The sequence below is a fragment of the Methylobacterium currus genome (assembly GCF_003058325.1).
Lineage (GTDB): Bacteria > Pseudomonadota > Alphaproteobacteria > Rhizobiales > Beijerinckiaceae > Methylobacterium > Methylobacterium currus.
On the sequence record NZ_CP028843.1, the window covers coordinates 2,267,627 to 2,293,645 of the forward strand.

A 26,019-nucleotide genomic window follows, 5' to 3' on the forward strand; every position below is an offset into this window, starting at 1 on the left:
CTGCCTTGCACGAGCAGGTCCAAGGCACCCGCCCACGAGGCCGAGTGCTCGTCGGTCAGTCCGGTATCGGAAAGACCCACCTCGTCGGCCAGATCCGCCGCGAAGTTTGGCGCTCCGGCGGCTGGTTCGTGCTTCTCGACGTGCTCGGGCTCACAGATTTCTGGCGTAGCGCCGCCCTGAGTTTTCTGACAGCCATGCTGCAGACGATGCCAGACGGACGGCGCCAATCCGATGCGGTGCTGGCTGGAGTAGCACGCCGCTTCCGTGTCGAGGAGCAGGTCGAAGAGGCGTTCAACACGCCGAACATCGATGCCCGCCGGATCGTCGACCTCCTCGTCATGGCGCTCATGAAGGTCGACATGGCGCATGCTCTCAAGCACCAGGACGTGTTCCGCGCGCTCTGTCTGCTTCGCTCCAAGGATCTCGCCGCCGTTGGTCTCGCCCATGCTTGGCTGCAAGGTTACGACGCCGATCCAACCGAACGCGCTGCCCTCGGCTTCCGCACGCCGCCGCCCTCGCCGGTTGATCTCGTTCGGGGCATGGCCTGGATCATGGGGCTCAGCGGTCCGACTCTCGTCGCCTTGGACCAGATCGACGGAGTCGTGGATGCAAGCCGCGTCGCGTCGACAGATGATTTCGACGACAGCGCTGGTTTGGCCGAAGTGCTGGCAGCGGGCTTGCTTGAACTGCACGACGTATGCGGTCGTGGCATGACCATCGTGACTTGCTTGGCCGATTCTTGGTTGCGCATGGAGGAACGAGGTTTAGCCCCGTTCCGGCAGCGGTTCGGCACGCCAGTCGCCCTATCCGGCATGAAGGACCAGGCCGCCGCCACAGCCCTCATCCGGAGCCGCCTGGAGCCGGCCTACGCCGAGGCGGGCTTCACGCCGCCCTTCCCGACATGGCCGTTCAGCGAGGCGGCCATCGCGGCGGCAGCTCGTAATGCGATGCGGCCTCGCACACTTCTGATGAATTGCGATGCCTTTCGGCGTGCCTGCTTAGCGGACGGCGTTGTCACAGTATGCGACAGCCTGACCGGTAGCGATCCGAAGCCGGAATTGGGACCTAGTCCTACGATCATCGACCTCGACGCCGCCCGCCGCGACGCCGACCTCTCCGGCATCCTCGACGACGAGGATGCCGGGCTCGGCGAGGTGCTGCGCACGGCCTTCGACCTCTACGCCCTGGAGGACGACCCGCACGACGCGATCGACGTGGTGAGCAAGGGCGAGCCGGAGCAGCGCCTGCCGCCGCTGCACGGCCGCCTCACCTTCCTCCACCGCGACGAGAACGACCGCGAGCGCCACGTCTGCTACCGCGCCCTGCTCCAGCAGCACCCGATCGCCTTCCAGGCGCGGTTGCGCGCCGCGCTCACCGCCTCGGGCATCTCGGCGAAGATCCCCGGCCGCGAATTGCTGCTGGTGCGCCGCGGCCCGGTGCCGGCCGGCGCCAAGACCAGCACCCTCGTCGACCGGTTCATGGCCGCGGGCGGCAAGCTGATCGACCCGTCCGACGACGACCTGCGCACCTTCGTGGCCCTGCGCACCATGCGCGATGCGGCTCTGCGCGACGGGCGATTCGACAGGTTCGAGAGCTGGATGCGCGCGACGCGGCCGGTGCGCGGGACGGGGTTCTTCCGCAAGGCCGGCCTGCCGGGGGACGGCACGGCGGCGCAGCCGGCGCGGGGGCGGCGTCCCCCGGCCGAGATCCAGCCCCGGCCGGAGCGCAAGACGGTGCAGCTGCCGCGCCCGCTCCCGGCGGGCGATCCGGCGCCGCCCGCCATCCCGTCCGCCCCTTCCCCGACGGCGCGGCTCTCGCCCGGATCCGACCCCGCAAGCCGGGCGGAGCCGGCCCGCGAGCCGGAGACGAGGCAGCCTGCCGGAAGCGGAAACGCCGCAGCCGGGCCGGCCTTCGCCACGGCCGAGCCCGAGGCGAAGGCCGGCCCGCGAACCGCATCGCCCGCAGGAGACGCATCGCCCCGCACCGCTCCGCCTCCCCCCGCGAGCCGGGCCGCGCCCGACTCCGTGCCCGACGCCATCCCGGTCGGCCGCCGCCTGACCCTCGACGCGCCGCCCGTGTCCCTGCCGCTGCGGCTGCTGCCGCGCCACACCGCGATCATCGCGGGGTCGGGCTCGGGCAAGACCGTGCTGCTGCGGCGCCTGGTCGAGGAGGCGGCGTTGACCGGCATCCCGGCGATCGTGGTCGATCCCAACAACGACCTGTCGCGCCTCGGCGACCCCTGGCCGGAGCGGCCGGAACAGTTCACTCCCGAGGACGAGCGCAAGGCGGCATGGTACGCCGAGCGGGTCGAGGTGGTGGTGTGGACGCCGGGCGTGCACGCCGGCAACCCGCTCTTCCTCTCGGTGATGCCGGACCTCGCCGCGAGCGACGACCGCGACGAGCGCGGCCAGGCGATCGAGATGGCGGCCGAGACCCTGGGGCCGCTGGCCGGCGCGACCAGGACCCTCCAGCGCGGCGTCCTCGCCGATGCGCTCCGGGCCTTCGCCGCCCGCGGCGGCGGCAATCTCGCCGCCTTCACCGACCTGCTCGCCGATTTGCCGGACGGCACCAGCCAGATCGGCAACGCCGCGAAGCTCGCCGCCGCCATGGCGGACCAGCTGCTGGCCGCCGTCGCCACCAACCCGCTGCTTCAGGTCGAGGGCCCGGTGCTCGATCCGGCCCGGCTGTTCTTCGGCCCGGACCGGACCCGCACCCGGATCTCGGTCGTCAACCTGTCGGGCCTCGCCTCGGAGGCGGCGCGGGAGGATTTCGTCAACCGGCTGCAGATGGCCCTGTTCGGCTGGATCAAGAAGAACCCGTCGCCGCGGGGCCTGCTCTACGTGGTCGACGAGGCGCAGACCTTCCTGCCCTCGGGGCGCACGCCGCCGAGCCTCGGCAGCGGCATCAAGCTGGTGGCGCAGGGGCGCAAATACGGCCTCGGGATGATCGTGGCGACGCAGGTGCCCAGGGGCATCCACAACCAGGTCGTGTCGAACTGCACGACGCAGTTCTTCGGCCGCCAGAGCGCGCCGGCCACCATCGCGGCCGCCCAGGAGATCATGGCGGCGAGCGGCGGGGCGGCACCCGATATCGGCCGGCTCGGGGCGGGCGAGTTCTACTTTTCCACCGAGGGTTCGGGCCGGCCGGCCAAGCTGCGCACGCCGCTCTGCCTCAGCCACCACCCCGCCAACCCGCCGGCACCGCACGAGGTCGTCGCCCGGGCCCGGCGCTCGGCCGGCCCGGAGGGCTGAGCCGCCCCGCGGGGGACCGGCCGCGGCCGGTCCTCTTAACCGTGATGCTACGACAGACCAGCTTCAAGTCCGGCGCCGGATCTTCTATTGCTGCGGTCCCCGTCGCGACCGCCCCACGCATGGATGCCGCCGATCTCAGGTCCTCGTCCGACGTCTTCCTGCGCATCATCGAGGAATCCGGATTCGCGGGAGGCTGGCACTGGGTCTTCGCCACGGGCGAGCAACGCTGGTCGCCGGGCTTCTTCCGGCTGCTCGGGCTCGATCCCGTCCGCAACGCCGCGAGCTACGACCTTCTCCTCGACCTCGTCCATCCGGAGGACCGGTCGCGGCTCGCCACCCCGGGCGATGTCGTGCAGGGCCACGTCATCCCGACTGCGCTCCTGCGGCTGATCCGGCCGAACGGCGAATTGCGCATCCTGTCGGTCCTGTCCGAGCTCCGGGTCTCGCCGGAGGGACGGCCGCTCGCGCTCAGCGGGGTCGCGCTCGACGTCACCGACCGCGAGCGGCTGAGGCAGATGCAGGCCGCCGAGCAGCGCCGGCGCCAGGCGCTCTATCTCTCCTCCTACGCGACGACCTATTCCATGGGGGTCGACCTCCTGCACCAGTTCCCCGTCGAGGTGGCGCGGGTGCACGGGCCGTCCCTGCAGGAGATCAACCTCGATCCCTTCGTCATGATCGTGCCCGGCGAGCGCGAGGCGTTCCGCGACCGGGCCTGGGACCTGCACGACCGCCGGCTGCACTTCCAGGGGACGGCGCATGAACGCCTCGCCAACGGCGAAGTCTGGCATTTCCGCATCGTCGGCGTCCCGCTCTGGGACGAGGCCGGACGCTATCTCGGCCGGGCCGGGGTGAAGTACCCGATCCACGAATCCGGCGCGCCGGTCCACGCCACGGGCACAAGAGGGGATTCCCGGCTCCGGCACGCCCTGGAGCAGGCGGTGCGGGGGCACCACCTGCGGGCGGCGCGCGGGCTGCTCGACTGGTCGATGATGCGGCTCGCCGAGGCGAGCGGCCTGTCGCTCTCGACGGTGCGGCGCCTCGAGGTCAATGCCGAGGCCCAGGGTGCCCGCTCCCTGCACAAAGCCATCGCGGCCCTGCGGGCGGGCGGGATCCGGTTCATCACCCTCGACGACGGCACGCTCGCGGTATCGAAGTCCTGACGGTCACACCGTCGTACGGGCCGCGCGGGCGACACCGCGCAGCCCCGCTTCACGGAACTCTCGTCCAAGGACGGGCGGAGCCTGCCTCCGCCCGCCCGTCGTCGTCAGCGGGCCCGGTTGGCGGGGCTCGTCGCCGCGGCGTTGCCGCCGCTGTGGCTCGGCAGGTCGTCGGTGCGGGTGGCGGCGCCCGGCGCCGTCGGCGCCACGGTGCCGGTGGTGAGATCCCGCTCCGGCATGCCCTTCTCGGCGTTGCTCTTCACGCTGCCCGGATTGTTCATGTTGTTCTCGGCCGAGCCGGGCATCCCGGTCTGCGCCGCGGCGGCGCCCGTGAGGGCGAGCGTGGCAGCGAGGGCGAGCAGGGTCGTGCGCATGGGGTCATCCTTCTCCGAGGTGTCGTGAGGCGCCAACGCACGGTGGTCCGGCCAAGCTCCCACCGATGTCAGATCCCGCCGCGCAATCTCCCGATTGTCCACAAGGTCCCAGGCTTGCCGCCGCCGGCGTACGTTCCTATTTTGTTCTCGTCGAGAGGCGCGAGAACAGGAGGATCGCGATGCAGCAGGCACCGGAGCGCGACGAGGATCCGGGCGAGACCGCGCGCATCGAGCAGGCGGCCTGGATCGCCGCGATGATCGAGGCGGAGCGCGAGCGCGCCCTCGATGCCTGGCTCGCCCGGGAGGCGGAGATCCGGGCGGGTTTCTGACGGGCATCCTGCGCGTTTGCGCGACAAGTGGCGCTCTGAATTTCCGCAGACTTAGCCCTTGCGTCCCGGCCCAGGCCCAGTATCGTTCGTCTACGAACGAGTTTGCATCCTGGTGACGCCAAGTCGCGCCGGGATCGGCCGGAGGTTCGCGCCATGTCGACCCGCGACGAGACGTTTCGTCCCCTGTCCCGCCGTACCGTCCTGGGCGGGCTCGCCGCGGCACCTCTCGGCCTCGCCGCCTCCCGGGCGGTCGCGCAGCAAGGATCCGGACCGATCCGGATCGGCGAGCTGAACTCCTACGGCCGCATGGCCGCCTTCGCGGTGCCCTACCGGAATGCGATGCAGCTCGCGCAGGATGCCGTCAACAAGGCCGGCGGCATCAAGGCCCTCGGCGGCCGCCCGATCGAGATGGTGTTTCGCGACGACGGCTCGACGCCGGGCGACGCGACCCGGGTCGCCGAGGAGCTGCTGACGCGCGAGAACGTCGCCTTCCTGTGCGGCACCTTCCTGTCCAACGTCGGCCTCGCGGTGGCGGATTTCGCCAACCAGCGCAAGGCCCTGTTCCTCGCCACCGAGCCGCTCACCGACGCGCTGACGATGGGCAGCGGCAACCGCTACACCTTCCGGGTGCGGCCCAACACCTACATGCAGACCCGCATGCTGGTCGACGCCGTGAAGGAAAGCGGCATCAAGCGCTGGGCGATCGTGGCGCCGAACTACGAGTACGGCCAGTCGGCCGCCGCCAACTTCAAGCGCCTCATGGCCGCCGCGGTACCGGGCTTCGAGGTGGTGGGCGAGCAGTTCCCGGCCTTGGGCAAGGTCGATGCCGGCGCCACGGTCGGCGCCCTGTCGCAGATGAAGGCCGACGGCCTGTTCAACGTGCTGTTCGGCGCCGACCTCACCGCCTTCGTGCGCGAGGGCAATACCCGCGGGCTGTTCGAGAAGCGCAAAGTGGCGAGCCTGCTCACCGGCGAGCCCGAATACATGATCCCGCTGGGCGACGAGACGCCGGAGGGCTGGGTCACCACCGGCTATCCGTGGGAGACGATCGACACCAACGGCCACAAGGAGTTCGTGGCCGCCTACCGGGCCCGGTTCAACGACACGCCGCGCCTCGGCTCTCTCCTGGGATACGTCGTCGTCGGCATGATCCGCGACATGCTGGAGAAGGCGGGCTCGACCGAGACCGAGGCGATGATCTCCGCCCTCGAAGGCCTGACCTCCCAGACCATCGCCGGCCCGGTGACGATGCGGGCGCTGGACCACCAGTCGACGCTCGGCGCCTGGATCGGCGAGACGGCGCTCAACGGTCGCCAGGGCACGATGAGACAAGTCCGCTACGCCGACGGGGCCAACTACATGTTCCCCGAGGCCGAGGTGAAGGCGGCCCGCAAGGCCTGACCCCTCGCAGATCCGGAGCGGAGCATGGACCCATCCTTCCTCGTCCTCCAGGCCTTGTCGGGATTGGCCAGCGCCTCGTCGCTGTTCGTGATCGCCTCCGGGCTGACGATCGTGTTCGGCGTCACCCGGATCGTGAACTTCGCCCACGGCTCGTTCTACATGCTGGGGGCCTATCTCGCGGTCACGATCGTGCCGCGGCTCCTCGACCTGTCCTACTCGCCCGCCACCTTCTTCCTCGGCGTGCTGCTCTCCGCTCTCCTCGTCGGGCTGATCGGCGTCGCGGTCGAGGTACTGCTCCTGCGCCGCATTTACCGGGTGCCGGAGCTGTTCCAGCTGCTCGCCACCTTCGGCGTGGTGCTGATCGTCGAGGACCTGGTGCTCAAGATCTGGGGCCCGGTCGACATCGCCGGCCCCCGCGCGCCGTCCCTGCGCCACGGCGTCGAGATCCTAGGGCAGCGCTTCCCGGCCTACGAGCTGGTGCTGATCGCGGTCGGTCCCCTGGTGCTGGGCCTGCTCTGGCTCCTCATGCACCGCACCCGCTTCGGCGTGCTGATCCGGGCCGCCACCCAGGACCGCGAGATGGTGGGCGCGCTCGGCGTCAACCAGGCCCGGCTCTTCACCCTGACGCTGTTCCTCGGCGCCAGCCTCGCGGGGTTGGGCGGCGCCCTCCAGATCCCGCGCATCCCCGCCAACGCCCATATGGACCTCTCGGTCATCACCGACGCCTTCGTGGTCACGGTGATCGGCGGCATGGGCTCGGTGCCGGGGGCCTTTGTGGCGGCGCTCCTGATCGGCCAGCTCCAGGCCTTCGGCATCCTGATTGTCCCGAAGGTGACCCTGGTCCTGGTCTTCGCCCTGATGGCTTTGGTGCTGGTGATCAAGCCCTGGGGCCTGTTCGGGCGGCCCGAGGCGGCGTCGGGCCGGGTGATGCCGCCGGAGGGCATCCCGTCCCTGCGCCGCTTCCGCCCGGCGGAGACCGCGCTGGCCGGCCTCGCAATCGTCGCCCTGCTGGCGGTGCCGCTCGTCGGCGACGCCTACAAGGTCAAGGTCGCGACCGAGATCCTGATCTTCGCGCTCGCCGCCTTCTCGCTGCAATTCCTGGTCGGGGTCGGCGGGCTCGTCTCGTTCGGGCACGCGGCGTATTTCGGCCTCGGCGCCTACGCGGCCGGGCTCCTCGTCACCGGCCCGTTCAAGGCGCCGATGGAGCTGGCGCTCGTCGCCGCGCCACTTGCCGCGGCCGCGGGTGCCGCCCTGTTCGGCTATTTCATCGTGCGGCTGTCGGGCATCTACCTTGCCATGCTGACGCTCGCCTTCGGCCAGATCGTCTACGCGATCTGCTTCCAGTGGGTCGAGGTGACGGGGGGCGACAACGGTGTCGTCGGGGTCTGGCCCTCGTCCTGGGCCTCGGGGCGGAACACCTACTTCTACCTTGTCGCCGTCCTGTCGCTCTCGGCCATCGTGCTGTTGCGCCGGGTGATCTACGCGCCCTTCGGCTACTCGTTGCGGGCGGCGCGCGACTCGGCCACCCGCGCCGAGGCGATCGGCCTCGATGTCCGCACCCATCGCTGGCTCGGCTTCATCCTGGCCGGCGCCGCGGCCGGGCTCGCCGGCGGGCTCTACGCCTTCATGAAGGGATCGATCGACCCGACGCTGACCGGCATCCCGCTCTCGATCGACTTCCTGGTGATGGTGCTGGTCGGCGGCATCCAGACCGTGATGGGCCCGATCGTCGGCGCCGCCTTCTTCCATGCGCTGAAGGACGCGGTGATGCCGCTGACCGAGTTCTGGCGCCTGCTGCTCGGCCTCGCCATCATCGCCACGGTGCTGGCCTTCCCGCGGGGGCTCGCCGGCGCCGCCGAAGCCCTGCGCGGCCGCAAGGCCGCTCAGACGCCGGTGGAGGCCTCGGCATGACCCTGCTCGTCGTCGAGAGCCTGACCAAGCGCTTCGGCGGCGTCGCCGCCGCCAAGGGCGTGTCCTTCACGCTCGGCGCCGGCGAGATGCTGGCGATCATCGGGCCGAACGGAGCCGGCAAGTCCACCACCTTCAACATGGTGGGCGGGCAGCTCCGCCCCGATGCCGGCACCATCATGCTCGACGGCCGCTCGATCGCCGGCCTGCCGGCCAGGTCGATCTGGAAGGCGGGGGTCGGGCGCACCTTCCAGGTCGCCCAGACCTTCGTGTCGATGACGGTCGCCGAGAACATCCAGATGGCGCTGCTCTCGCATCACGGCCGCTCGCGCGGCCTGTTCCGGGAGGCCCGCGCCCTCTACCGCGACGAGGCTTTGTCGCTCCTGGCCGGGGTCGGAATGCGGGCGGATGCCGACCGGCCGGTCTCTGAGCTCGCCTATGGCGACGTGAAGCGGGTCGAGCTGGCCGTGGCCCTCGCCTCGCGCCCGAAGCTCCTCCTGATGGACGAGCCCACCGCCGGCATGGCCCCGCGGGAACGCTCCGGGCTGATGGCGCTGACCGCCGAGGTGGCGCGGACTCGTCGCATCGGGGTCCTCTACACCGAGCACGACATGGAGGCGGTCTTCGCCCATGCCGACCGGGTGCTGGTGCTGGTGCGCGGCGAGATCATCGCCGCCGGCACGCCGGAGGAGATCCGGGCCAATCCGCGGGTGAAGCAGGTCTATCTCGGCGAGGCCGGCACCGAGGCGGCGATGCGCGCGCGCCGGAAGGCGGTGGCATGAACGCTCTTCTCGACGTCTCCGGACTGACGGCTTCCTACGGCCGGGCGCAGGTTCTGTTCGGCGTCACCCTCCGGTTGCGGCCGGGCGAGGTCGTGGCCCTGATGGGCCGCAACGGCGCCGGCAAGTCGACGACGCTGAAGGCCATCATGGGCGTTCTGCCGCCGACCGGCGGCACGGTGTGGTTCGAGGGCCAGGCGGTCACCGGCTGGGAGCCCTTTCGCGTGGCCCGCCGCGGCCTCGGCTACGTGCCGGAGGAGCGGCGCATCTTCACCGACCTCACGGTCATGGAGAACCTGGAGGTCGGCCGGAAGGTGCCGGCCGACGGGCGCGCCGCCTGGACGCCGGAAAAACTCTTCTCGATCTTCCCGAACCTCGCCGAGATGCGCGGCCGCCGCGCCGCCGCGATGTCGGGCGGCGAGCAGCAGATGCTCACCATCGCCCGCACCCTGATGGGCAATCCCCACGCGGTGCTGCTCGACGAGCCCTCCGAGGGGCTGGCCCCGGTCATCGTCGAGCAGATGGCCGACGCGGTGCTCAGGATGAAGCGCGAGGGCATCGCGGTTCTGCTCTCCGAGCAGAACTTGAGCTTCGCCGGCGCGGTCTCGGACCGGGCCTACGTGATCGAGAAGGGCGCGATCCACTTCGAGGGCACGATGGTGGCGCTCGAGGCGGACGAGGCGGTGCGGGAGGCATACCTGACGGTGTGAGGGCGCAAGCCTTCATCCCACTCACCCCTTTCCCGGACGACTGAAGCGAGAGCGGAAGGAGATCCGGGAAAGGGGGGAGCCAAGACAAGCCGACCATGGGACCCTGGCCCCATCCAACTGTTCGTAGGCGAATGATCGAGGTGTGACGTGAGACGCGTGGCAGGCATCGATGTCGGCGGCACCTTCACCGACCTTCTCCTGACGGAGGCGGATTCGTCAGGCGTGCGCGTGCGCCTCGCCAAGGTGCCGACCACGATCCGCAACCAGGCCGAGGGCGTGCTGGCGGCGATTGCCGCCGCCGAGGTGGCGCCGGCCGACCTCGATCTCGTCATCCACGGCACCACCGCCACCACCAACGCGGTGCTGGAGCGCAAGACCGCCAAGGTCGGCCTCATCACCACGCAAGGGTTTCGCGACATCCTCGAACTCGGGCGCCGCACGAGACCGAAGCCCTACGGCCTGTTCGGCACCTTCGAGCCGCTGATCCCGCGCGAATGGCGCCGCGAGGTGCCGGAGCGCGTCATGGCCGACGGCGCGGTGCGCACGCCCCTCGACGAAGCGGCGGTGGCCGAGGCGGTGCGCGCCCTGCTGGAGGAGGGCTGTGAGGCCCTGGTGATCCACTTCCTCCACGCCTACGCCAACCCGGAGCACGAGCTGCGCGCCGGCGCCATCGCCCGAGAGATCTGGCCCAATCCTTACGTCACCCTCGGCCACGCCCTTCTGTCCGAGTTCCGCGAGTACGAGCGCGGCACCACCGCCTCGGTCAACGCAGCCGTGCAGCCGATCCTCGACCGCTATGTCCGCCGCCTTCAGGACGATCTGCGCGCCAAAGGCTTCTCCCGCGACCTGTTGGTGATGAACGGCAATGGCGGCACCGTGCCAGCCGGGCTCGTCGTCGAGGCGGCGGCGAAGACCGTGATGTCGGGTCCGGCCTCCGGGGTGATGGCGGCGGCCGCCACCCTCGCCCAGGCGGGGCTCAAGAACGCCATCACCTACGACATGGGCGGCACCTCGACCGACGTGGCGCTGATCGCCGGCGGCGTGCCGGAGGTCTCGGCGGAGCTGACCATCGATTACGGTCTGCCGATCCACCTGCCGATGGTCGACGTCCACACGGTCGGTGCCGGCGGCGGCTCGATCGCTCACGTGAACCGCGCCGGGATGCTCCAGGTCGGGCCCGAGAGCGCCGGCTCCGAGCCGGGCCCGATCGGCTACGGCCGCGGCGGCACGCGCCCGACCATCACCGACGCCAACCTGGTGCTCGGCCGCCTCGATCCGGCCCGGCTCACCGCCGTGCGGGCGGGCGTCTCCCTCGACGCGATCCGGGAGGCCTTCGCCCGCGACCTCGCTGGGCCGCTCGGCATGAGCGTCGAGGAGGCCGCCGAGGCGGTGATCCGCCTCGGCACCATCCACATGACCGGCGCCATCCGCATGGTGTCGCTGTCGCGCGGCTACGATCCGCGCGACTTCGTGCTCTTCGCCTTCGGCGGCGCCGGCCCGCTCCACGCCGTGGCGCTCGCCCGTGAGCTCGGCATCCCGGAGGTGCTGGTCCCCGCCAGACCGGGCCTCACCAACGCGCTCGGCTGCCTCGTCGCCGATCTGCGTCAGGACCGGGTGCGCACCCTCAACCGCCCCCTCGACGGGCTCGACATGGCGGATCTCCGCGCCGTCCTGGAGGAGCAGGCGGCGGAGGCGCTGGCGATGGTGGCGGAGGAGCAGGCCGAGATCGAGGAGACCACGGTCACCTACGGGGCCGACATGCAGTTCCGCGGCCAGACCCACCTGATCCGCGTCGCCCTGCCCTCCCCCGACATCGACCGCGCGACGCTGCAGGATCTGTTCGAGGCGGCGTATTTCCGCCGCTTCCAGGTCCGGTTGCCGGAGATCCGGGCGGTTCTAGTCAACCTCGTCACCTCGGTGATCGGGCGGCGAAAGCCCTTCCCCCTCGCGGCGCTGATCGACGAGGCGGGCCGCAGCGACCTCGCGGGCGCCCGCCTCGGGACGCGCCCAGTCTATGCCGGCGGCGCCTGGCACGAGGCCGCGATCTACGCCCGCGAGGCGCTGCCGCTCGGCGCCGAGATTGTCGGTCCGGCCGTCATCCAGCAGATCGACGCCACCACGGTGATCGAGCCCGGCGCCGTGGCGCGGGTCGACGCCATCGGCAACCTGAGGATCCGTGCATGAGCCAGCTCGACGCCCTCACCCTGGCGGTGATCCAGGCCGGCTTGCAGCAGGTCTGCAACGAGATGGACATCGCCTTCTCGCGCTCGGCCTTCTCGCCGGTCATCGCCGAGGCCGACGATCGCTCAGACGGGATCTACGACCGCGACACCGGCGCGCTGATCTCGCAAGGCGAGTACGGCCTGCCGGTCTTCGTCGGCACGATGCAGTACTCGACGGGCGAGCTGATCCGCCTGATCCGCGAGGGCCGGGTCGGGGCACCTGAGCCCGGCGACATCTACATCGTCAACGATCCGTATCTCGGCGGCACGCACCTGATGGACGTGCGATTCGTGAAGCCCGTCTTCGTCGAGGATCAGCTCTTCTGCTGGCTGCAGAATACCGGCCACTGGCCCGATATCGGCGGCATGGTGCCGGGCGGCTTCTCGGCCCATGCGACGGAAGTCGAGCAGGAGGGACTGCGCCTGCCGCCGGTCAAGCTGTTCAAGCGCGGCACGATGGACCAAGAAATCTTTTCCATCATCGCCTCGAACATCCGCGTCGCCGACCAGCGCATCGGCGACATCAAGGCGCAAGCCGCCGCCCTGATGGTCGGCGAGAGCCGGCTGACCGACCTTCTCGGAAAGTATGGCCGCGACACCCTGGACGGCGCGATCAAGGAGATCCGTGCCCGCTCGGCCGAGCGGATGCGGGCCGAGATCCGCCAGATCCCGGACGGCACCTATACCTCCGAGGCCTTCGTCGATTCCGATGGCGTGGTGAACGAGCCGTTGCGCATCGCCCTGACGATGACCAAGGCCGGGGACGGCCTGACCTTCGACTTCTCGGGCTCGTCCCCGCCCTGCCGCGGCCCGATGAACTCGGTGGTGGCGACGACCTATTCGTCGGTCTACCTCGCGGTGAAGCACGTCTTCCCGGACGTGCCGATCAATGCCGGCACCTTCGAGCCGCTGACGATCCACCGGCCCGAGGGCACCTTCCTGGATGCGCGGTATCCGCGGCCGGTCTCGGGCTGCGCCGCGGAGGTGAGCCAGCGCATCGCCGAGGCCGTGTTCCTGGCCCTCGTCCAGGCGATCCCCGAGAAGGTGACGGCCGCACCCGCCGGCACCTCGGGTAACTTCGCGCTCGGCGGCTTCGATCCGGCGAAGAACGCGCCTTACGTCATGTACCAGATCACCGGCGGCGGCTATGGCGGCAACGCCGCCCATGACGGGCTCTCCAACGGCTGCTCGACCATCGGCATCTCGAAGACCGCGCCGGTCGAGGTGATGGAGCAATACTACCCCGTCCTGTTCCGCCGCTTCGCGCTCCGCGAGGGCTCGGGCGGCGCCGGCGCCCATCGCGGGGGTTTCGGCGTCCATTACGAGGTCGAGTTGCTGCGCGGCGAGGCCCGGGCCTCCTTCGTGATGGATCACGGCCGGTTCGGGCCGCCGGGGGTTCTGGGCGGCGGCGACGGGGCGCCGAACGTGGTGCGGATCCATCGCGGGGGCGAGACGATCACGCCGCTCCATCTCTCGAAGGACCAGAACATCGCCATCCAGGCCGGCGACCGGGTCGAGGTGATGACCCCGGGCGGCGGCGGCTACGGCGCGCCGTCCGCGCGCGACCCCGCCCTGGTCGAACGCGACCTGCGCCGGGGCTATTACCGGGCCGACGAGGCCGATACCGCGTGGGGGAGCCCGTCATGAGCGCCGACAGCCTCTCCACGGAAGCCAGATCCAAAAAATTCGGGGCGGCGGAGGCCGACGGCATCGTGCGCTGCGATGCCTGCCCGGTCCTGTGCCGGATCCGGCCCGGCCGTTCCGGCGCCTGCTCGCGCTACGCCAACGACAACGGGCACCTGGTCCGCACCGATCCGGTGGTGCTGCTGCACGACGCGGCGGAGGCAGGCCAGGCGCTGGTCCCGTTCGGGGCGGCGGAATGGGACGGGCGGGTGCTCGATCCCTCGCGCACCTTCGTCACCGGCATCGGCGCCGGCACCACCTATCCGGACTACAAGCCCGCCCCCTTCATCGTGGCGAGCGAGCACCAGGGCGTCGAGACCGTCACGGTCGTGACCGAGGGCATCTTCAGCTATTGCGGCGTGAAGGTGAAGATCGACACCGACCGCCATCTCGGCCCCGAGCGCGCCGCCGTGCGGGTCAACGGTGAGGAGGTCGGTCACGTCACCACCGCCGAGTACGGCTCGCAGATGCTCTCGGTCGGCGGCGTGCGCCACCTCACCGGCGGCTCGAAGAAGGAGGGCACCGTCACCTGCGACGCGCTGCTGCGCCTCTGCTCGGGCGACGCCGTCACGATGACGATCGACGGCGGCCACGAGGTCGTGGTCCAGGCCGGCCACGCTCCGATCGTCGACGGCACGCCTGAGCAGCGGATGCGCGTCGGCTGCGGCTCGGCGACGGTCGGCATCTTCGCCCGGCAATGGCTCGGCCACGCCGACGAGGTGATCGTCGTCGACGACCACATCACAGGGGTTCTCACCGAGCACCAGGCCGGCCGCGTCCTCGGGATGCGCCCGGCCGGGATCCGGGTGAAGGGGCGGCGCTCGACGCCGGGGCGCTACTTCCAGGTCGCCAATCCGGGGGTCGGCTGGGGCGGCACCGACATCGCCGACCCGCTCTCGATCATCCAGGGGATCGACCCCGCCACCGCCTGGCCGGGCCTGCGCCTCCTCATGACCTCGACCACCGGGGAGCACGCCCTCTGGGTCGTTCTCGACGAGACTCTGACGCCCGTGCCGGCCGAGATGCCGGCGCCGGTGCGCGGGGTGGTCGACCGGATCGGCGAGAATTGCGAGCCCTCGCTCTGCACGGTCCTGTTCATGGCCGGCGCCGGCGGTTCCTTGCGGGCCGGGGTCACCGAGAACCCGGTGCTGCTCACCCGCTCGGTCGCCGCCGGCGAGACGAAGGTGACGATGGGCGGCGCCCCGGTCACGGTCTGGCCCGGCGGCGGCATCACGGTGATGGCCGACGTGACGCGCCTGCCGAAGAACGCCTTCGGCTCGGTGCCGACTCCCGCGATCGTGGCGCCGATCGAGTTCACCCTGCCGCGGGACCTCTATGCGCGCCTCGGCGGCCATGACGGCGACGTCGTCGCGATGACGGATGTCCTGCGCGAGGTCGGGCCCGCCGCCCGGATCGATCCGTGGAATCCCGGCCAACCCTGGCCGGCGGGAGAGGTGGCGGGAGGGCCGGCATGAACGCCCCGCACCGGCACGAGGCACCGTCCCTCGAGATCGACGCCGAGGCGGTCAGCGCCTACCGGGTCGAGGAGCAGATCGGCTACCTGATCCGGCGGGCGCACCAGCGCGCCTCCGCGATCTTCGAGACGGTGATGCGGGATTTTTCCGTGACGCCGGTGCAGTTCGCCGTGATGACGAAGCTGCACGACCTCGGGCCGACCTCGCAGAACCAGGTCGGACGACTCGTCGGGGTCGATCCGGCGACGATGTTCGGCGTGGCCCGCCGGCTGACCGCCCGCGGCCTGGTGCGGCCGACAGCGGACGAGTCCGATGCCCGCCTGGTGCTGCTGGCGCTCACCGCGGAGGGAACCCGGGTGACCGAGGCGATGAAGAGCCGCGGCGCCGAGGTGACGGCCCGCACCCTCGATCCTCTCTCCCCCGAGGAGGCGGCCACGCTCGTCCGCCTCATCGCCCGGCTCGGCTGAGGCGATGGACGGCCCGGCGCATCAGGTCCTGGCGGATGGCCGGCTGCACCTGCAGCACGGGCCGATCGACCTGGTCCTGCGCGCCTACGGGGCCGAGGCCGCGGTGGACGAGGCGCACCGGGCTGCGATCGCGCGCTTCGCCACGATCCTGGGCGAACTCGTCGCCGAGCTGCCCGAGCTGCGCAAGCCCATGAGCGCCCGGCCGCAGGTCGACGGCGCGGTCGCCCGCCGGATGGTGGCGGCGTGCCGACCGCACAAGGACTTCATCACCCCGATGGCCGCGGTGGCGGGCGCCGTGGCCGACGAGATCCTCGACGCGATGTGCGAGGCCGCTCCCCTCGACAAGGCCTTCGTCAACGACGGCGGCGACATCGCCCTGCATCTGACCGAGGGCGAGACCCTGGCGATCGGCGTCGCCGCGGATTTCTCCCGCGGACCGGTGCCGGCTCTGAACGGCCGGGTGATCCTGCGCCACGAAGACGGCATCGGCGGCGTCGCCACGTCGGGGCGGCAGGGTCGCTCCTTCTCCCTCGGCCTCGCCGATTCGGTGACCGTGCTCGCCCGCGACGCCGCCACGGCCGATGCCGCCGCGACGCTGATCGCCAACGCGGTCGACCTGCCCGGGCATCCGGGCGTGGAGCGCGTGCCCGCCACCGCCCTCGACCCCGATTCCGACCTCGGCGCCCGCCTCGTCACCGTCGCGGTGCCGGCGCTCTCCAATCCTGAGATCGACGCCGCCCTCGAGGCCGGGCGGCATCGGGCGGCCGGATTCCGCGCCGCCGGCCTGATCCGCTCCGCCGCCCTGATGCTCCAGGGCCGGTCCATCGTTCTCGAAGACACAAGCCGTCTCGGCACCACACGGGAGATCCGCCCATGATCGAGGTCCGCAAGATCGTCGTCACCGTCGAGGAGGTCCGCCACGATGGCGGTCCGGTGCTCGACCAGCCCATCCTCAAGGGCGCTGTGGCCTGCCTGGTGAAGAACCCCTTCGCCGGGCGCTACGAGCCCGAGATCACCCCGATGATGGAGGCGATGAAGCCGCTCGGGGTCGAGTGCGCCCGCAAGCTCCTCGACGCGCTCGGCGGCGATCCCGGCCGGATCGAGGCCTACGGCAAGGGCTCACTGGTGGGAGCGGCGGGCGAATTGGAGCACGGGGCGCTGTGGCACGTGCCCGGCGGCTACGCCATGCGCGAATTGCTCGGACAGGCGCTCGCCATCGTGCCGTCGATGACCAAGGTCGGGCCGATGGGCGCCTCTCTCGACGTGCCGATCCACCACAAGGACGCGGCCTATGTCCGCTCCCATTTCGACGGCGTCACGGTGGCGGTGGCGGACGGCCCCCGTGCCGACGAGATCCTGTTCGCGCTGGCGATGACCACCGGCGGGCGGCCGCATGCCCGGGTCGGCGGGCTGACCAAGGACGCGATCGCGAAGTGGGACGGGCAGCGGTAGGCGGAACCGACGCGCGGGGGCGTCACGCCGCCCCCCGCGCCTGCACTCCGGCATCCGGCCGGAGCCCGGGGCTCGCCTCGACGCGATTGCGTCCGGTGCGCTTGCAGCGATAGAGCGCGGCGTCGGCGCGGGCGACCAAGCTGTCGGTGCTCTCACCCCGCGCCAGGACGGCGACGCCGAAGGAGCAGGTGCGGGGGCCGACCTCCGGCAGGGACGTGGCCTCGGCGCGCAGGCGCAGGCGCTCGGCGATGGCGGTGGCCGCCGCGAGATCGGTGGCCGGGCAGAGCAGCATGAACTCCTCGCCGCCCCAGCGGCCGAGGATGTCGGTCGGCCGCACAGCGTCGCGCAAAAGGGCCGCGAAGGCGACCAGGACCTGGTCGCCGATCGTGTGGCCGTACCGGTCGTTGACCGACTTGAAGTTGTCGACGTCGCCGAGGATCAGCGCCAGCGGGGCGCCGCTCACCGCCGCCCGCTCCGCCGCCTCGGCCAGGGCCTCATCGAGCTTGCGCCGGTTGAACAGGCCGGTGAGCAGGTCGGTATGGGCCAGGGCCTCGAGGTCGCGGGTGCGCTCGGCGATCCGGTCCTGCAGCGTCGCGTTCATCTCGCGCAGGTCGCGCATCAGGGCGGCGTTCTCCTCGAAGGAGCACCGCAGCCGGTCGCGCATGGTGTTGAGCGCGCCCGCCAGCGCGTGCAGCTCGTTGCGCCCGCCGGCCTCGATCGTAAGCGGCGGCGCCGCGAGTGTGTCGGCGTCGATCCGGGCGAGGTAGTCGCGGATCTGACCCAGCGGCCGACCCACCATGGTGCGGATCACCAGGTAGAAGATGAACCACAGCATCACCGACTTGATCGCCGAGTTGATCAGGATCACGTAGAGCGTGTTCTTGACCTGCTCGATCGCGATGCTGTCGTCGGAATGGACGGTCCAGGACCCGATCGGGTAGGAGCGACCATTCCCGTCGGTGTGGACGACCGGGAAGGTGCGGCTGAACGGGGTGCCGAAGCTGCGCGTCGGCGGCGCCTCCCCTTCCCGGCTGCCGATATGCCAGATCCGTCCGGACGCGTCGGTGACGGTTCCGATCGCCTGGATGCGCCGGCCGGCCTCGTCCAGCACCTCGACCCCGACGACGGCCGGGATCTCGTGCATGCCCGTCAGGATGCCGCGCAGCACCTCGCCGTTGTAGCGCCACATGGCATCCTCGATGCCGGGGCTGAAGGTGCGCTGGAGCGCCGCCACGTCGTCCTGCAGGCGCTGGCTCGCCGCCCGGTAGGCGACGAGCATCTGCAGAGCCGTCAGGCCGACCGCCACCACGATGTAGCAGCCGAAGATCACCCGCATCAGACGGCCGGCGAGCGCCCTGTCCCGGGCCGGCGGCCCGGCGGCGAAGAGCCCGCGGAAGAAGGGAACGATCGCCATGTCCTACGTGCGGCTCCTGACAAATCGCGCCTTCACGCCGGATGGGGATGGAACGGCCGTGCTCCGAAGAAGGCAGCCTCCCGTTCCCATGTCTCTCTCCGCGCTGCCGACCCAGGTTGATTTTGTTAGACTCGGGTTCAACATTCAAGATTCGATTAAGCGACGACAGCGCGGGGCCGCAGCTATAAATTCCTAAATCATCGTTCACGCGGGAGAGAGACTTCAGTGCGGTACGGGCGGGGCCGACGAGCCGGGAGAACCCGCCTTCGACCTGACCGCTGCCGAAACGAACGTCGCCAACCGGCCCCGCTTCATTCCCGCGAACGCGGCGGCGACTCAAGCGCATTCCACCATCTCGGTTCGATCGACGGTGCAGGGTGGGCGGACAGCCACGTCAGCGCCCGGGCCAGGCCACGGCGTCGCGCCCTGTCGCTGCGCGGGATCCGGAGGCGCCGTCGCGGCATTGCCCGCGCGAGCCGACCGGGGAAGTCCCCCGGAGAGACAAGACGACTCCTCAAGAGGACGATCCGAACCGATGCGCACTCCCAACCGTCCCAAGATCATCTGCCACATGGTCACCTCCATCGATGGGCGGCTGCATCCCAGCCGCTTCACGGTCCCGGCCGCCGGCATCGACGCGGCGCGGCTGAGGCGGCACTACGAGGAGGTGACGGAGGGCTTTGGGGCCGATGGCTGGATGGTCGGACGCCGGACCATGCAGGAGATCGTGCGGGCCGAGCCGCGCTCAGCCTCGGGCCCCGGCATCGCGGGGCGCGAGCCGTTCCTCGGCGACCGCCGGGGCCGCCCCCTCGCCGTCGCCCTCGATCCGCACGGCCGGGTGAACTACCCGACCGACGACATCCACGGCGACCACGCCGTCGCGGTGCTGGCGGAGTCCGTGTCCGATTCCGACCTCGCCACCCTGCGGGAGGCCGGGGTGTCCTATCTCTTCGCCGGGCCGGACGGGCGCGATCTCGGCCTTGCCATGGAGACCCTGGGCACGCTGTTCCAGGCGAGGACGATGCTGCTCGAAGGGGGCGCGGGCATCAACGGCGCCTTCCTGAAGCAGGGGCTGATCGACGAGTTCAGCGTGCTGATCCAGCCGGCGGTCGACGGGCTGGCCGGCGTGCAGAGCATCGTCGACTATGCGGGCGCGCCGGACGAGCGGCCGGGCGCGGGCCAGGCCCTGCGGCACACCCACACCGAGACCCTGGAAGGTGGGATGGTGTGGCTGCGCTACGCGGTGGAGCCGGCGCCGGGCGAAGGGTGAGCCTCCACCCTCGCCCGGCCTCCCGCGCGGCTCAGGCCGGCACCGCCTCTTCCGGCATCATCCCCTGCTCCTGCCGGTCGCGCACGCAGGCGACCATCGCCACGAGGCCGAGGGAGGCCGGCAGCATCGCCAGGGACGGGGCGGCGGCGAGGGAGGCCGTGGCGGCGCCCGCCAGGCAGCCGCCGATGGCGCCGAGATCCCAGCCCGTCTCGGCCCCGAGATGGAACCGGTAGGCGGCGCCGGAGCGCTTCGAGCGCTCGTAGATCGCGCTCATGATGACCGGGATGTAGAGGCCGTTGGCCGCCGCGCCCGCCGCATTGGCGAGATGGGCCGCCCCCGGCAGCCAGGACAGGCCGGTGCGCAAGGCGAACGCCGCGGCGAGCGCCGCCGCCACTGCAACAAGGGAGGCACCGCGCCGGCCCCGGTCGATCGCCGCGCCGCAGGCGAGGCCGGCGACGATGCCGGCAAGCGCCGCCAGCGAGCCCGACCAGGCGAAGGCCTCGTAACGCGAGCCGAGCGTGGTGAAGAGCACCATCGGCCAGGCGAGGCTCAGGCCCGCGGCCATCCAGCCATCGGCCGCGAAGGTCGCCATTCCGCGCCGGTCGGCATCGCGGAACGAGGCCCTGAGGGTCGGGACCGGCCCGGCCTCGATCGCCCGCATCCGCATGACCGGCAGGGCCGACAGGAGCAGAATCGCGCCGGCGAGGCCGAAATCCGCCGCCGGCCCGAAGCGGGTCAGGATGAAGCCGCCGAGGAGCGGCGCCACCACGGCGATCAGCCCGGTCGCGGCCTGGCGGGCGGCAATCTGCCGGCCGCGGGTCTCGCCGGCGGCGGTGACGGCGGAGGCCGCGTGCAGGATCGGCCAGTAGAGCGCTTCCGACAGGGCGACGATGCCGATCCAGGCGATCAGCCAGCGCAGGTCCCCGGCCTGGCCCAGGGGCCAGAATTGCAGCGCGTTGACGGCGATGCCGACGAGCAGGGCGCGCCGCAGGCCGATGCGCCGCACCAGCGGCAGCACGGCGAGGCGTAAGCCGAACCGGGCCGCCAGGATCGCGGCGTAGACGCAGAGCGCCGCCGGCAGCCCGAGCCCGATCTTCATCAGGTAGGCGCCGACGAAGCCGCCGGCGAGGGATGTGGCGGCCTGCGCCGCCGTGCAGTGGAGGGTGAGCAGGTGGAACTGACGGGTGGCGGGCACGGGCAAAGCCTCGGCCGGCGCTCCGGAGGAGCGGGCCGTGCGGGGTGGAGCGGAACGCGCAAGACCCCTGATCGCCCTGAAAACATGGCGGTGCGGAGGCGGCGGGGCCGGTCGGCGGCCGGGCCGCCATTCGCCCGCCGCACGCGGCCGAAAGGTCACATGCGTCAGGCGAGCCAGGCGACCAGCAGCGAGACGGTGACCACCGAGGCGACGTGCGAGAGGAGGATCGCGCCCGAGGTCACGCCGGCCTCGAGCCCGTAGAGCTTGGCCAGGGTGAACGGTCCCGAGCCGATCGGCAGGGCGCTGAGCAGCACCGCCGCCCGCGCCCACAGGTCCGGCACCGCGAAGACCTTGTAGACGAGGAGAGCGGTCACCGCCGGCTGCAGCACCAGCTTGAGGACGACGAGCGCCGCCATCGGCCGGCTGTCCGAGAGCCCCACGCGCTCCTGCGCCAGGAACAGCCCGATGCAGACGAGGGCGCAGGGCGAGGCCGCGCCGCCGAGGAGCGCGGCGAAGCGCTCGATCGGGCCCGGCACCGGCAAGCCGGCGAGCCCGACCGACAGGCCGGCGAGGGGCGCGATCAGGAGCGGGTTGCGCACCAGGGCCAGCACCACCTTGCGGGCGGTGCCGGACCCCGCGCCCTTCTGAAGGTCGAGCTCGATCAGGACGATCGCGAACAGGAACAGCACGCAGGCGGTGAACAGGGTCGCGATCACCGCGGCCGGCAGGCTCGCGGGCCCGAAGACCAGGAGGCAGAGCGGGATGCCCATGAAGCCGACATTGCTGTAGCCGGCATCCAGCCCCTCGATGCAGGCCTGGGCCCCGCGCAGGCCCCGTCCGAGCCCGAGCAGGAACGCCGCCGCGAAGGCCGCCGCGATGCCGCCCGCGAAGGCCGCCGCGAACCCGACCTGGGCGACCTGGTCCGGCGTGATCTTCGCCATCGCGCCGAACATCAGTGCCGGCAGGGCGAGGTAGATCGCGAACCTGTTCAGGCTGTCGGCGGCGGCCGGCCCGAACAGGGCGGTGCGTCCGGACAGGAAGCCCGCCAGGATCAGCGCGAAGATCGGAAGGGCGGCGTTGAGGACGGCCTGCATCGGGGAGCGCCGGAACCGGGCGGAGCGCCGGCGGGACCCGCTTTGGTGCAGCACGGGCGGAGGCGCAAGGGCGGGAGGTCTGCGCCTCCGACGGGGCGGGGCCGCGCCGGGACCGGGCTGACCCGTCAGCGGATGCTGCCGATGGCCGCCCCGAGCCCGTCGAGCGAGGCGGCGATCGTGACCGGGGCGGCCCCCTCCCGCACGCGGTAACGGATGGTCACGCCGGCGCGGCTCTTGATCTGACGCACGATCGCGGCGTCGAGGGGCAGGAAGCCGACGCAGAGCGCGGCGTCGCAGGTCGGCAGGCGGATCACCGTCTCGCTCTGCCCGAATCCCAGCGTCACCGTATGAGCGGGGAATTCGGTGACTGGGGCTCGCAGGATGAAGACCGGCTCGCCGCCACGGGTCGCGGCGAGGGACCAGCTGAAGGCCAGGTGTCCGCCAGCGGCCACGATCGATTGCGACGCGTTGCAGATCCGGCGGCCTCTTTCCTCGTCGCAGATCAGCGTCCAGCCGCCGAAGGTCTCGATCACCCGCCGCAGGCCGGGCTTGGCCGGCGCTCCGGCGACCGGCTTGATCGCGAAGCCGGGAGGCTGCCCGAGCTCTCGGCCAGCCGGCGCCACGGACCCAGTCGCCACCGGCGCCATCTCCGGTCCCGCCTCCCCGAGGCTGCCGCGCAGCTGCGCCGCGGCCGAGCCAGGGATGAGCAGGAGGAGGGCCGCGACGAGGGCGGCCGACCTGCCGCGGCGGCCCGGCATACTGGCGGTTCGGGGACAGGTGGACGGCAAGCCTCCTCCTCAGTTCAGCGTGAAGCTCGCGCCGGCGCCGACGCCGAAGTCGCGGCCGGCGGCGACGCCGGTGGCGTTCACCCGCGCCCAGCCGTCCGGCAGGGTGTAGCCGAGGCCGAAGGAGGCCGCGGTCTCGCCGCGCCAGGCGCCGCCGCCTGCCGCGACGCTGAGCTTGCCGGGCCGGTCGTCGAAGCGCAGGGCCGCGGCGGCGAGCCCGATCGCCGCGGCGCGCCGGGCCTCGCCGCGCACCTCGCCGACCTGGCGGTTCAGGTCCGCGAGCTGGCTGCCGAAGGCGGTCATCCGACGCTGCAGCGGCGCCACCGCGGTGTCGGTATAGGCGTTTGCCGCGGCCGAGGCGGCGGCGACGCTGCGGTCGGTATAGGCGTTGGCGTCGGCCCGCGCCTGGGCGGCGGCCTGGGTCACCTGGCCGACATTCGCCGCGTCGGTCGGCAGGACGCCCCCGGCGACGTTGCGGACCAGCACCGGCTGGTTCGGGTCGCCGCCCGCCAGGGTCATCGACTGGCCGCGCCCGCCGGTTGCCGGGTCGACGTCGTAGCGGATGCCGAAGGCCTCGACGGCGCCGAGGGCCGCGCCGACGCTGGCGTATGGCTGCCCGGCGACCGTGTAGGACGGGGCCGTGAAGGTGCCGTCGCCGGAGAAGCCCGCGCCACCGCCGAGCGCTCCGGCGAGGTTGCCGCCGACCGCGCGCAGCTGGCGCAGGTTGGCCGCGTCGGTGGCCTTGGTGCCGCCGGCCACGTTGATGACCTGCCGCTCGGCACCGGCGTCGCCGACCGAGACCGCGCCCTGGTTCGAGGCGACCGCGACGCCGGAGAACGCCTCGGCGCCGCCGTTCAGGCCGCCGCGGGCCGCGACCGATCCGGCGCCGAGCGCCACGCCGCGGTCGGCGTTCGCCACCGCGCCGGGGCCGGCCGCCAGCGTGTCGGCGCCCTTCGCCTGCGCGGCCGCGCCGGTGCTGTTGACGGCCACGTAGCGGCTGCCACTGGTGTTGAGATTGGTCACCGCGGCGTCGAGCCCCCCGAGGGCACCGCCCACCGAGCCGTAGGTGCTGCCCTGCACGGTGAAGCGCGGTGCCGTCAGCGTCCCGTCGGCGGCGATCCCTGCGCCTCCCCCGAGGGCCGTGGCGAGCGAGGCGGTCACGCCGTGGAGCTGACCGCCATTGACGCCCTCCTGGCTGCCCGCGGCGACCCGGCCGGCGCCGACGCCCGCGAGCGTGCGGGCCGCGCCGGTCCGGTCGGCGAAGGCGACCGTCTTGTAGAGCCGAATCGTCTCTCTTACGCAGAGACGAGGTTTCCTCTCGATGGGGCGACACTCGACGACCATCGTTAAGGCAGCAGCCTTGAAATTTGATTAAGGATACCTTTGCGTCATGATGTGCTCGCGTGAGACGCCCCATGGCGTGCAGAGATCCGCGTTTCGGCAGGCCTGGAGCTGCGCGCCGCAACGGTCAAGGCGCACCTTGCCTGTTTCATCTGCCCGTTTCATTTGCCGGCTTCATCCGCGACGCCCCGGGCTGCGCCATGCGACCGGACGGGGGCACCGCGAGGGGCCGGTCAGGCGAGGCGGCACCGGATTGCAGATCGTACCCCGTCGGGCCGATCTTGGCCGGGCCAATGTTGGCCGGCGCCATCCTGTTCCAGAGCGTCGCCTCAACGCATCCGAGCAACTGCTCCGTCATGAAAGTCATGCTGCACGCGCGGGTGCTCCCGTCCACGCACCGGCCGCGACGACGGCGCGGTGGAGCCGCGCGGAACGATACGCTAGAGCATTTTTCGACGAAGCAGATAGCGGTTCGCCGCAGAAAATGCGGCAAAATCAAGGACCTAGAGTCTCGTCCGATTGCAGCGCGATCGGATGATGCTCTAGAACGAAAAAAGAACAGGCGGGCCGGCGATTGACGGCCGCGCTTCGGGCGTCAGGGATTGGTGGCGGGAGATACAGGATGGCGATGCGGACGACCTTCATGGTGCAGACATTCGAGGTGCACCGGAAGCGGTTGCGGCCGGGCGCGCGCGACGTGGCGCCGACGGAGAGCGGGGCGCTCAAGCGCGCCGAGGCGATTGCCGGCCGGATGCCGGGGGCCGCCGCCCTGCGCATCGTCGCGGATGACGAGACCGGCGAACTCGACAGCGTGACGATCCTCGGCACCTTCGGCGAGGTCCCGGACGACTTCGCCGAGCAGATCAGCGGCGGGTAGAGGATTGCTCGACGCTGCTCGTCGCGGACGCTGCGGCACGATCGACGACATGGAGCATGGCCCGGGCACAGGCCAGCCAATGCGGAGCCATCGCAGGATGCTCCGGACAAGGAGTGAATCATGGCCTTCAAGGCGAAATCCGCGGCCGAGACCAAGGCAGCAGAACTGGCCGCGATCCTGATCCGGATCGCCGACCGGGAGGGCGCGCCGGTCCAGGTCGGCGTCGAGACCTTGCGGCGCGCGAGCCCGCGCCTGACGCCGCTGGCGATCGGGCAGATGTTCCGCCGGCACCGCGACGAGCTGGAAGCGGCGCTGTCGGAGCGCGGCTACACGCTCGTCGATTACGCCGACCAGGGCCCCGGACGCGGGATGGAATTCGAGATCGGGCCGGCCTGACCGCCCGGGGCTCCACTCCATGCGCCGGGCGCATGGCACCCCGCACCAAGGTCCGGATTGTGCAGTGCGAAAGTTCATGGGATACATGGCTCACGCAAGGACGCGATGGCGTCGCGGACTTGCCAGCCCTCTTGGGCGTTTCCTCCCTAGACTTCGGGCCGCTCGCAAGAGTGGCCTTTTTTCTTTTCAGCCTCATTTTCTGTCGTCTCCTGGTGCACCCTGACCAGATTCGGCACGCCCGCGGCGACGACATGGCTCTGGGCCATCGCGATCGGCCGGGCCTCCGGCAGCCCCCGGCACGAATCGGCGCTCTCGCCGCCCCGCGTCCTCTTTCGGCGAACGCGCCCTAGATCCGGTTTCGGGATGGGGCGCCCCGAGACCGTTCGTTGTCCTCGCCCGCAGCGGCCGAGCCGCCGGGCCCGGGCGCAGGAGCTGCCAG

General features: G+C 71.5%; 22 protein-coding genes. 16 read left to right on the forward strand and 6 right to left on the reverse strand.

The window, feature by feature from the left end; genetic code table 11:
* Positions 1-44: 44 nt before the first annotated feature.
* Together DA075_RS10870 and DA075_RS10875 are read left to right on the forward strand one after the other, a co-directional pair.
* Entirely contained in the window at positions 45-3,251 is a 3,207-nt protein-coding gene (locus DA075_RS10870) for an ATP-binding protein (RefSeq protein WP_244936561.1), read from the forward strand.
* A 119-nt stretch (positions 3,252-3,370) separates the two neighbouring features.
* On the forward strand, positions 3,371-4,411 hold the full coding sequence (locus DA075_RS10875; RefSeq protein ID WP_099953227.1) for a PAS domain-containing protein: 1,041 nt from the start codon (positions 3,371-3,373) through the stop codon (positions 4,409-4,411).
* 104 nt (positions 4,412-4,515) lie between these two features.
* Here the strand turns inward: DA075_RS10875 and DA075_RS10880 are convergent, their stop codons facing one another.
* Entirely contained in the window at positions 4,516-4,782 is a 267-nt protein-coding gene (locus DA075_RS10880; RefSeq protein WP_099953228.1) for a hypothetical protein, read from the reverse strand.
* Positions 4,783-4,961: 179 nt separating this feature from the next.
* On the opposite strand from DA075_RS10880, the gene DA075_RS36540 reads away from it, so the two are divergent.
* The 11 genes from DA075_RS36540 to DA075_RS10930 all read left to right on the forward strand — a co-directional run bounded on the left by DA075_RS36540 (position 4,962) and on the right by DA075_RS10930 (position 17,208).
* Entirely contained in the window at positions 4,962-5,111 is a 150-nt protein-coding gene (locus tag DA075_RS36540; protein ID WP_164712295.1) for a hypothetical protein, read from the forward strand.
* Positions 5,112-5,264: 153 nt separating this feature from the next.
* Entirely contained in the window at positions 5,265-6,512 is a 1,248-nt protein-coding gene (locus DA075_RS10885) for an ABC transporter substrate-binding protein (RefSeq protein ID WP_099953229.1), read from the forward strand.
* A gap of 24 nt (positions 6,513-6,536) precedes the next feature.
* Complete coding sequence (locus tag DA075_RS10890; RefSeq protein ID WP_099953230.1) at positions 6,537-8,423, forward strand: ABC transporter permease; 1,887 nt, start codon at positions 6,537-6,539, stop codon at positions 8,421-8,423.
* Positions 8,420-9,202 carry an ABC transporter ATP-binding protein gene (locus tag DA075_RS10895; protein ID WP_099953231.1) on the forward strand — a complete coding sequence of 261 codons (783 nt, stop codon included), beginning with the start codon at positions 8,420-8,422 and terminating at the stop codon, positions 9,200-9,202. Before DA075_RS10890 ends, DA075_RS10895 begins: the two co-directional genes overlap by 4 nt.
* On the forward strand, positions 9,199-9,909 hold the full coding sequence (locus tag DA075_RS10900; protein WP_099953232.1) for an ABC transporter ATP-binding protein: 711 nt from the start codon (positions 9,199-9,201) through the stop codon (positions 9,907-9,909). The genes DA075_RS10895 and DA075_RS10900 overlap by 4 nt, the downstream gene beginning before the upstream one ends.
* Positions 9,910-10,056: 147 nt before the next feature.
* Positions 10,057-12,093, forward strand: a complete 2,037-nt coding sequence (locus DA075_RS10905; RefSeq protein ID WP_099953233.1) for a hydantoinase/oxoprolinase family protein — start codon at positions 10,057-10,059, stop codon at positions 12,091-12,093.
* Entirely contained in the window at positions 12,090-13,778 is a 1,689-nt protein-coding gene (locus tag DA075_RS10910; RefSeq protein ID WP_099953234.1) for a hydantoinase B/oxoprolinase family protein, read from the forward strand. Before DA075_RS10905 ends, DA075_RS10910 begins: the two co-directional genes overlap by 4 nt.
* Positions 13,775-15,289 carry a 6-hydroxynicotinate reductase gene (locus DA075_RS10915; RefSeq protein ID WP_099953235.1) on the forward strand — a complete coding sequence of 505 codons (1,515 nt, stop codon included), beginning with the start codon at positions 13,775-13,777 and terminating at the stop codon, positions 15,287-15,289. The genes DA075_RS10910 and DA075_RS10915 overlap by 4 nt, the downstream gene beginning before the upstream one ends.
* Complete coding sequence (locus tag DA075_RS10920) at positions 15,286-15,756, forward strand: MarR family winged helix-turn-helix transcriptional regulator (protein ID WP_099953236.1); 471 nt, start codon at positions 15,286-15,288, stop codon at positions 15,754-15,756. The genes DA075_RS10915 and DA075_RS10920 overlap by 4 nt, the downstream gene beginning before the upstream one ends.
* A 4-nt stretch (positions 15,757-15,760) precedes the next feature.
* Positions 15,761-16,633 (forward strand): UPF0280 family protein, encoded by an 873-nt coding sequence (locus tag DA075_RS10925; protein ID WP_099953237.1) that lies wholly within the window; start codon positions 15,761-15,763, stop codon positions 16,631-16,633.
* On the forward strand, positions 16,630-17,208 hold the full coding sequence (locus DA075_RS10930; protein WP_099953238.1) for an amino acid synthesis family protein: 579 nt from the start codon (positions 16,630-16,632) through the stop codon (positions 17,206-17,208). Before DA075_RS10925 ends, DA075_RS10930 begins: the two co-directional genes overlap by 4 nt.
* Before the next feature lie 22 nt (positions 17,209-17,230).
* On the opposite strand, the gene DA075_RS10935 is transcribed toward DA075_RS10930, so the two are convergent.
* Positions 17,231-18,622: a GGDEF domain-containing protein gene (locus DA075_RS10935; protein ID WP_099953239.1), complete on the reverse strand. Its 1,392-nt coding sequence runs from the start codon at positions 18,620-18,622 to the stop codon at positions 17,231-17,233.
* Between the two features lie 535 nt (positions 18,623-19,157).
* Here DA075_RS10935 and DA075_RS10940 point away from each other — a divergent pair.
* Positions 19,158-19,892 carry a RibD family protein gene (locus tag DA075_RS10940; protein WP_099953240.1) on the forward strand — a complete coding sequence of 245 codons (735 nt, stop codon included), beginning with the start codon at positions 19,158-19,160 and terminating at the stop codon, positions 19,890-19,892.
* Between the two features lie 31 nt (positions 19,893-19,923).
* On the opposite strand, the gene DA075_RS10945 is transcribed toward DA075_RS10940, so the two are convergent.
* The 4 genes from DA075_RS10945 to DA075_RS10960 all read right to left on the reverse strand — a co-directional run bounded on the left by DA075_RS10945 (position 19,924) and on the right by DA075_RS10960 (position 24,310).
* Entirely contained in the window at positions 19,924-21,087 is a 1,164-nt protein-coding gene (locus DA075_RS10945; RefSeq protein WP_099953241.1) for an MFS transporter, read from the reverse strand.
* Between the two features lie 164 nt (positions 21,088-21,251).
* The gene (locus DA075_RS10950) at positions 21,252-22,181 is read right to left on the reverse strand and encodes an AEC family transporter (RefSeq protein ID WP_099956535.1); all 930 of its coding nucleotides are present in this window, start codon (positions 22,179-22,181) and stop codon (positions 21,252-21,254) included.
* Between the two features lie 125 nt (positions 22,182-22,306).
* Positions 22,307-22,939, reverse strand: a complete 633-nt coding sequence (locus DA075_RS10955) for an invasion associated locus B family protein (protein WP_099953242.1) — start codon at positions 22,937-22,939, stop codon at positions 22,307-22,309.
* Between the two features lie 39 nt (positions 22,940-22,978).
* A complete protein-coding gene (locus tag DA075_RS10960; RefSeq protein ID WP_099953243.1) occupies positions 22,979-24,310 on the reverse strand; it encodes a YadA-like family protein in 1,332 nt (443 codons plus the stop codon).
* A 619-nt stretch (positions 24,311-24,929) separates the two neighbouring features.
* Between DA075_RS10960 and DA075_RS10970 the strand changes: the two genes are divergently transcribed.
* A complete protein-coding gene (locus DA075_RS10970; RefSeq protein WP_099953245.1) occupies positions 24,930-25,184 on the forward strand; it encodes a hypothetical protein in 255 nt (84 codons plus the stop codon).
* Between the two features lie 120 nt (positions 25,185-25,304).
* Positions 25,305-25,580: an adenylosuccinate synthase gene (locus tag DA075_RS10975; protein WP_099953246.1), complete on the forward strand. Its 276-nt coding sequence runs from the start codon at positions 25,305-25,307 to the stop codon at positions 25,578-25,580.
* Positions 25,581-26,019: the final 439 nt, after the last annotated feature.

Coding starts and splice junctions, on each gene's coding strand:
- DA075_RS10875 (WP_099953227.1), top strand. CDS start 3,371: ATGGATGCCGCCGATCTCAGGTCCTCGTCCGACGTCTTCCTGCGCATC.
- DA075_RS10880 (WP_099953228.1), bottom strand. CDS start 4,782: ATGCGCACGACCCTGCTCGCCCTCGCTGCCACGCTCGCCCTCACGGGC.
- DA075_RS36540 (WP_164712295.1), top strand. CDS start 4,962: ATGCAGCAGGCACCGGAGCGCGACGAGGATCCGGGCGAGACCGCGCGC.
- DA075_RS10885 (WP_099953229.1), top strand. CDS start 5,265: ATGTCGACCCGCGACGAGACGTTTCGTCCCCTGTCCCGCCGTACCGTC.
- DA075_RS10890 (WP_099953230.1), top strand. CDS start 6,537: ATGGACCCATCCTTCCTCGTCCTCCAGGCCTTGTCGGGATTGGCCAGC.
- DA075_RS10895 (WP_099953231.1), top strand. CDS start 8,420: ATGACCCTGCTCGTCGTCGAGAGCCTGACCAAGCGCTTCGGCGGCGTC.
- DA075_RS10900 (WP_099953232.1), top strand. CDS start 9,199: ATGAACGCTCTTCTCGACGTCTCCGGACTGACGGCTTCCTACGGCCGG.
- DA075_RS10910 (WP_099953234.1), top strand. CDS start 12,090: ATGAGCCAGCTCGACGCCCTCACCCTGGCGGTGATCCAGGCCGGCTTG.
- DA075_RS10915 (WP_099953235.1), top strand. CDS start 13,775: ATGAGCGCCGACAGCCTCTCCACGGAAGCCAGATCCAAAAAATTCGGG.
- DA075_RS10920 (WP_099953236.1), top strand. CDS start 15,286: ATGAACGCCCCGCACCGGCACGAGGCACCGTCCCTCGAGATCGACGCC.
- DA075_RS10925 (WP_099953237.1), top strand. CDS start 15,761: ATGGACGGCCCGGCGCATCAGGTCCTGGCGGATGGCCGGCTGCACCTG.
- DA075_RS10930 (WP_099953238.1), top strand. CDS start 16,630: ATGATCGAGGTCCGCAAGATCGTCGTCACCGTCGAGGAGGTCCGCCAC.
- DA075_RS10935 (WP_099953239.1), bottom strand. CDS start 18,622: ATGGCGATCGTTCCCTTCTTCCGCGGGCTCTTCGCCGCCGGGCCGCCG.
- DA075_RS10940 (WP_099953240.1), top strand. CDS start 19,158: ATGCGCACTCCCAACCGTCCCAAGATCATCTGCCACATGGTCACCTCC.
- DA075_RS10950 (WP_099956535.1), bottom strand. CDS start 22,181: ATGCAGGCCGTCCTCAACGCCGCCCTTCCGATCTTCGCGCTGATCCTG.
- DA075_RS10955 (WP_099953242.1), bottom strand. CDS start 22,939: ATGCCGGGCCGCCGCGGCAGGTCGGCCGCCCTCGTCGCGGCCCTCCTC.
- DA075_RS10960 (WP_099953243.1), bottom strand. CDS start 24,310: ATGGTCGTCGAGTGTCGCCCCATCGAGAGGAAACCTCGTCTCTGCGTA.
- DA075_RS10970 (WP_099953245.1), top strand. CDS start 24,930: ATGGCGATGCGGACGACCTTCATGGTGCAGACATTCGAGGTGCACCGG.
- DA075_RS10975 (WP_099953246.1), top strand. CDS start 25,305: ATGGCCTTCAAGGCGAAATCCGCGGCCGAGACCAAGGCAGCAGAACTG.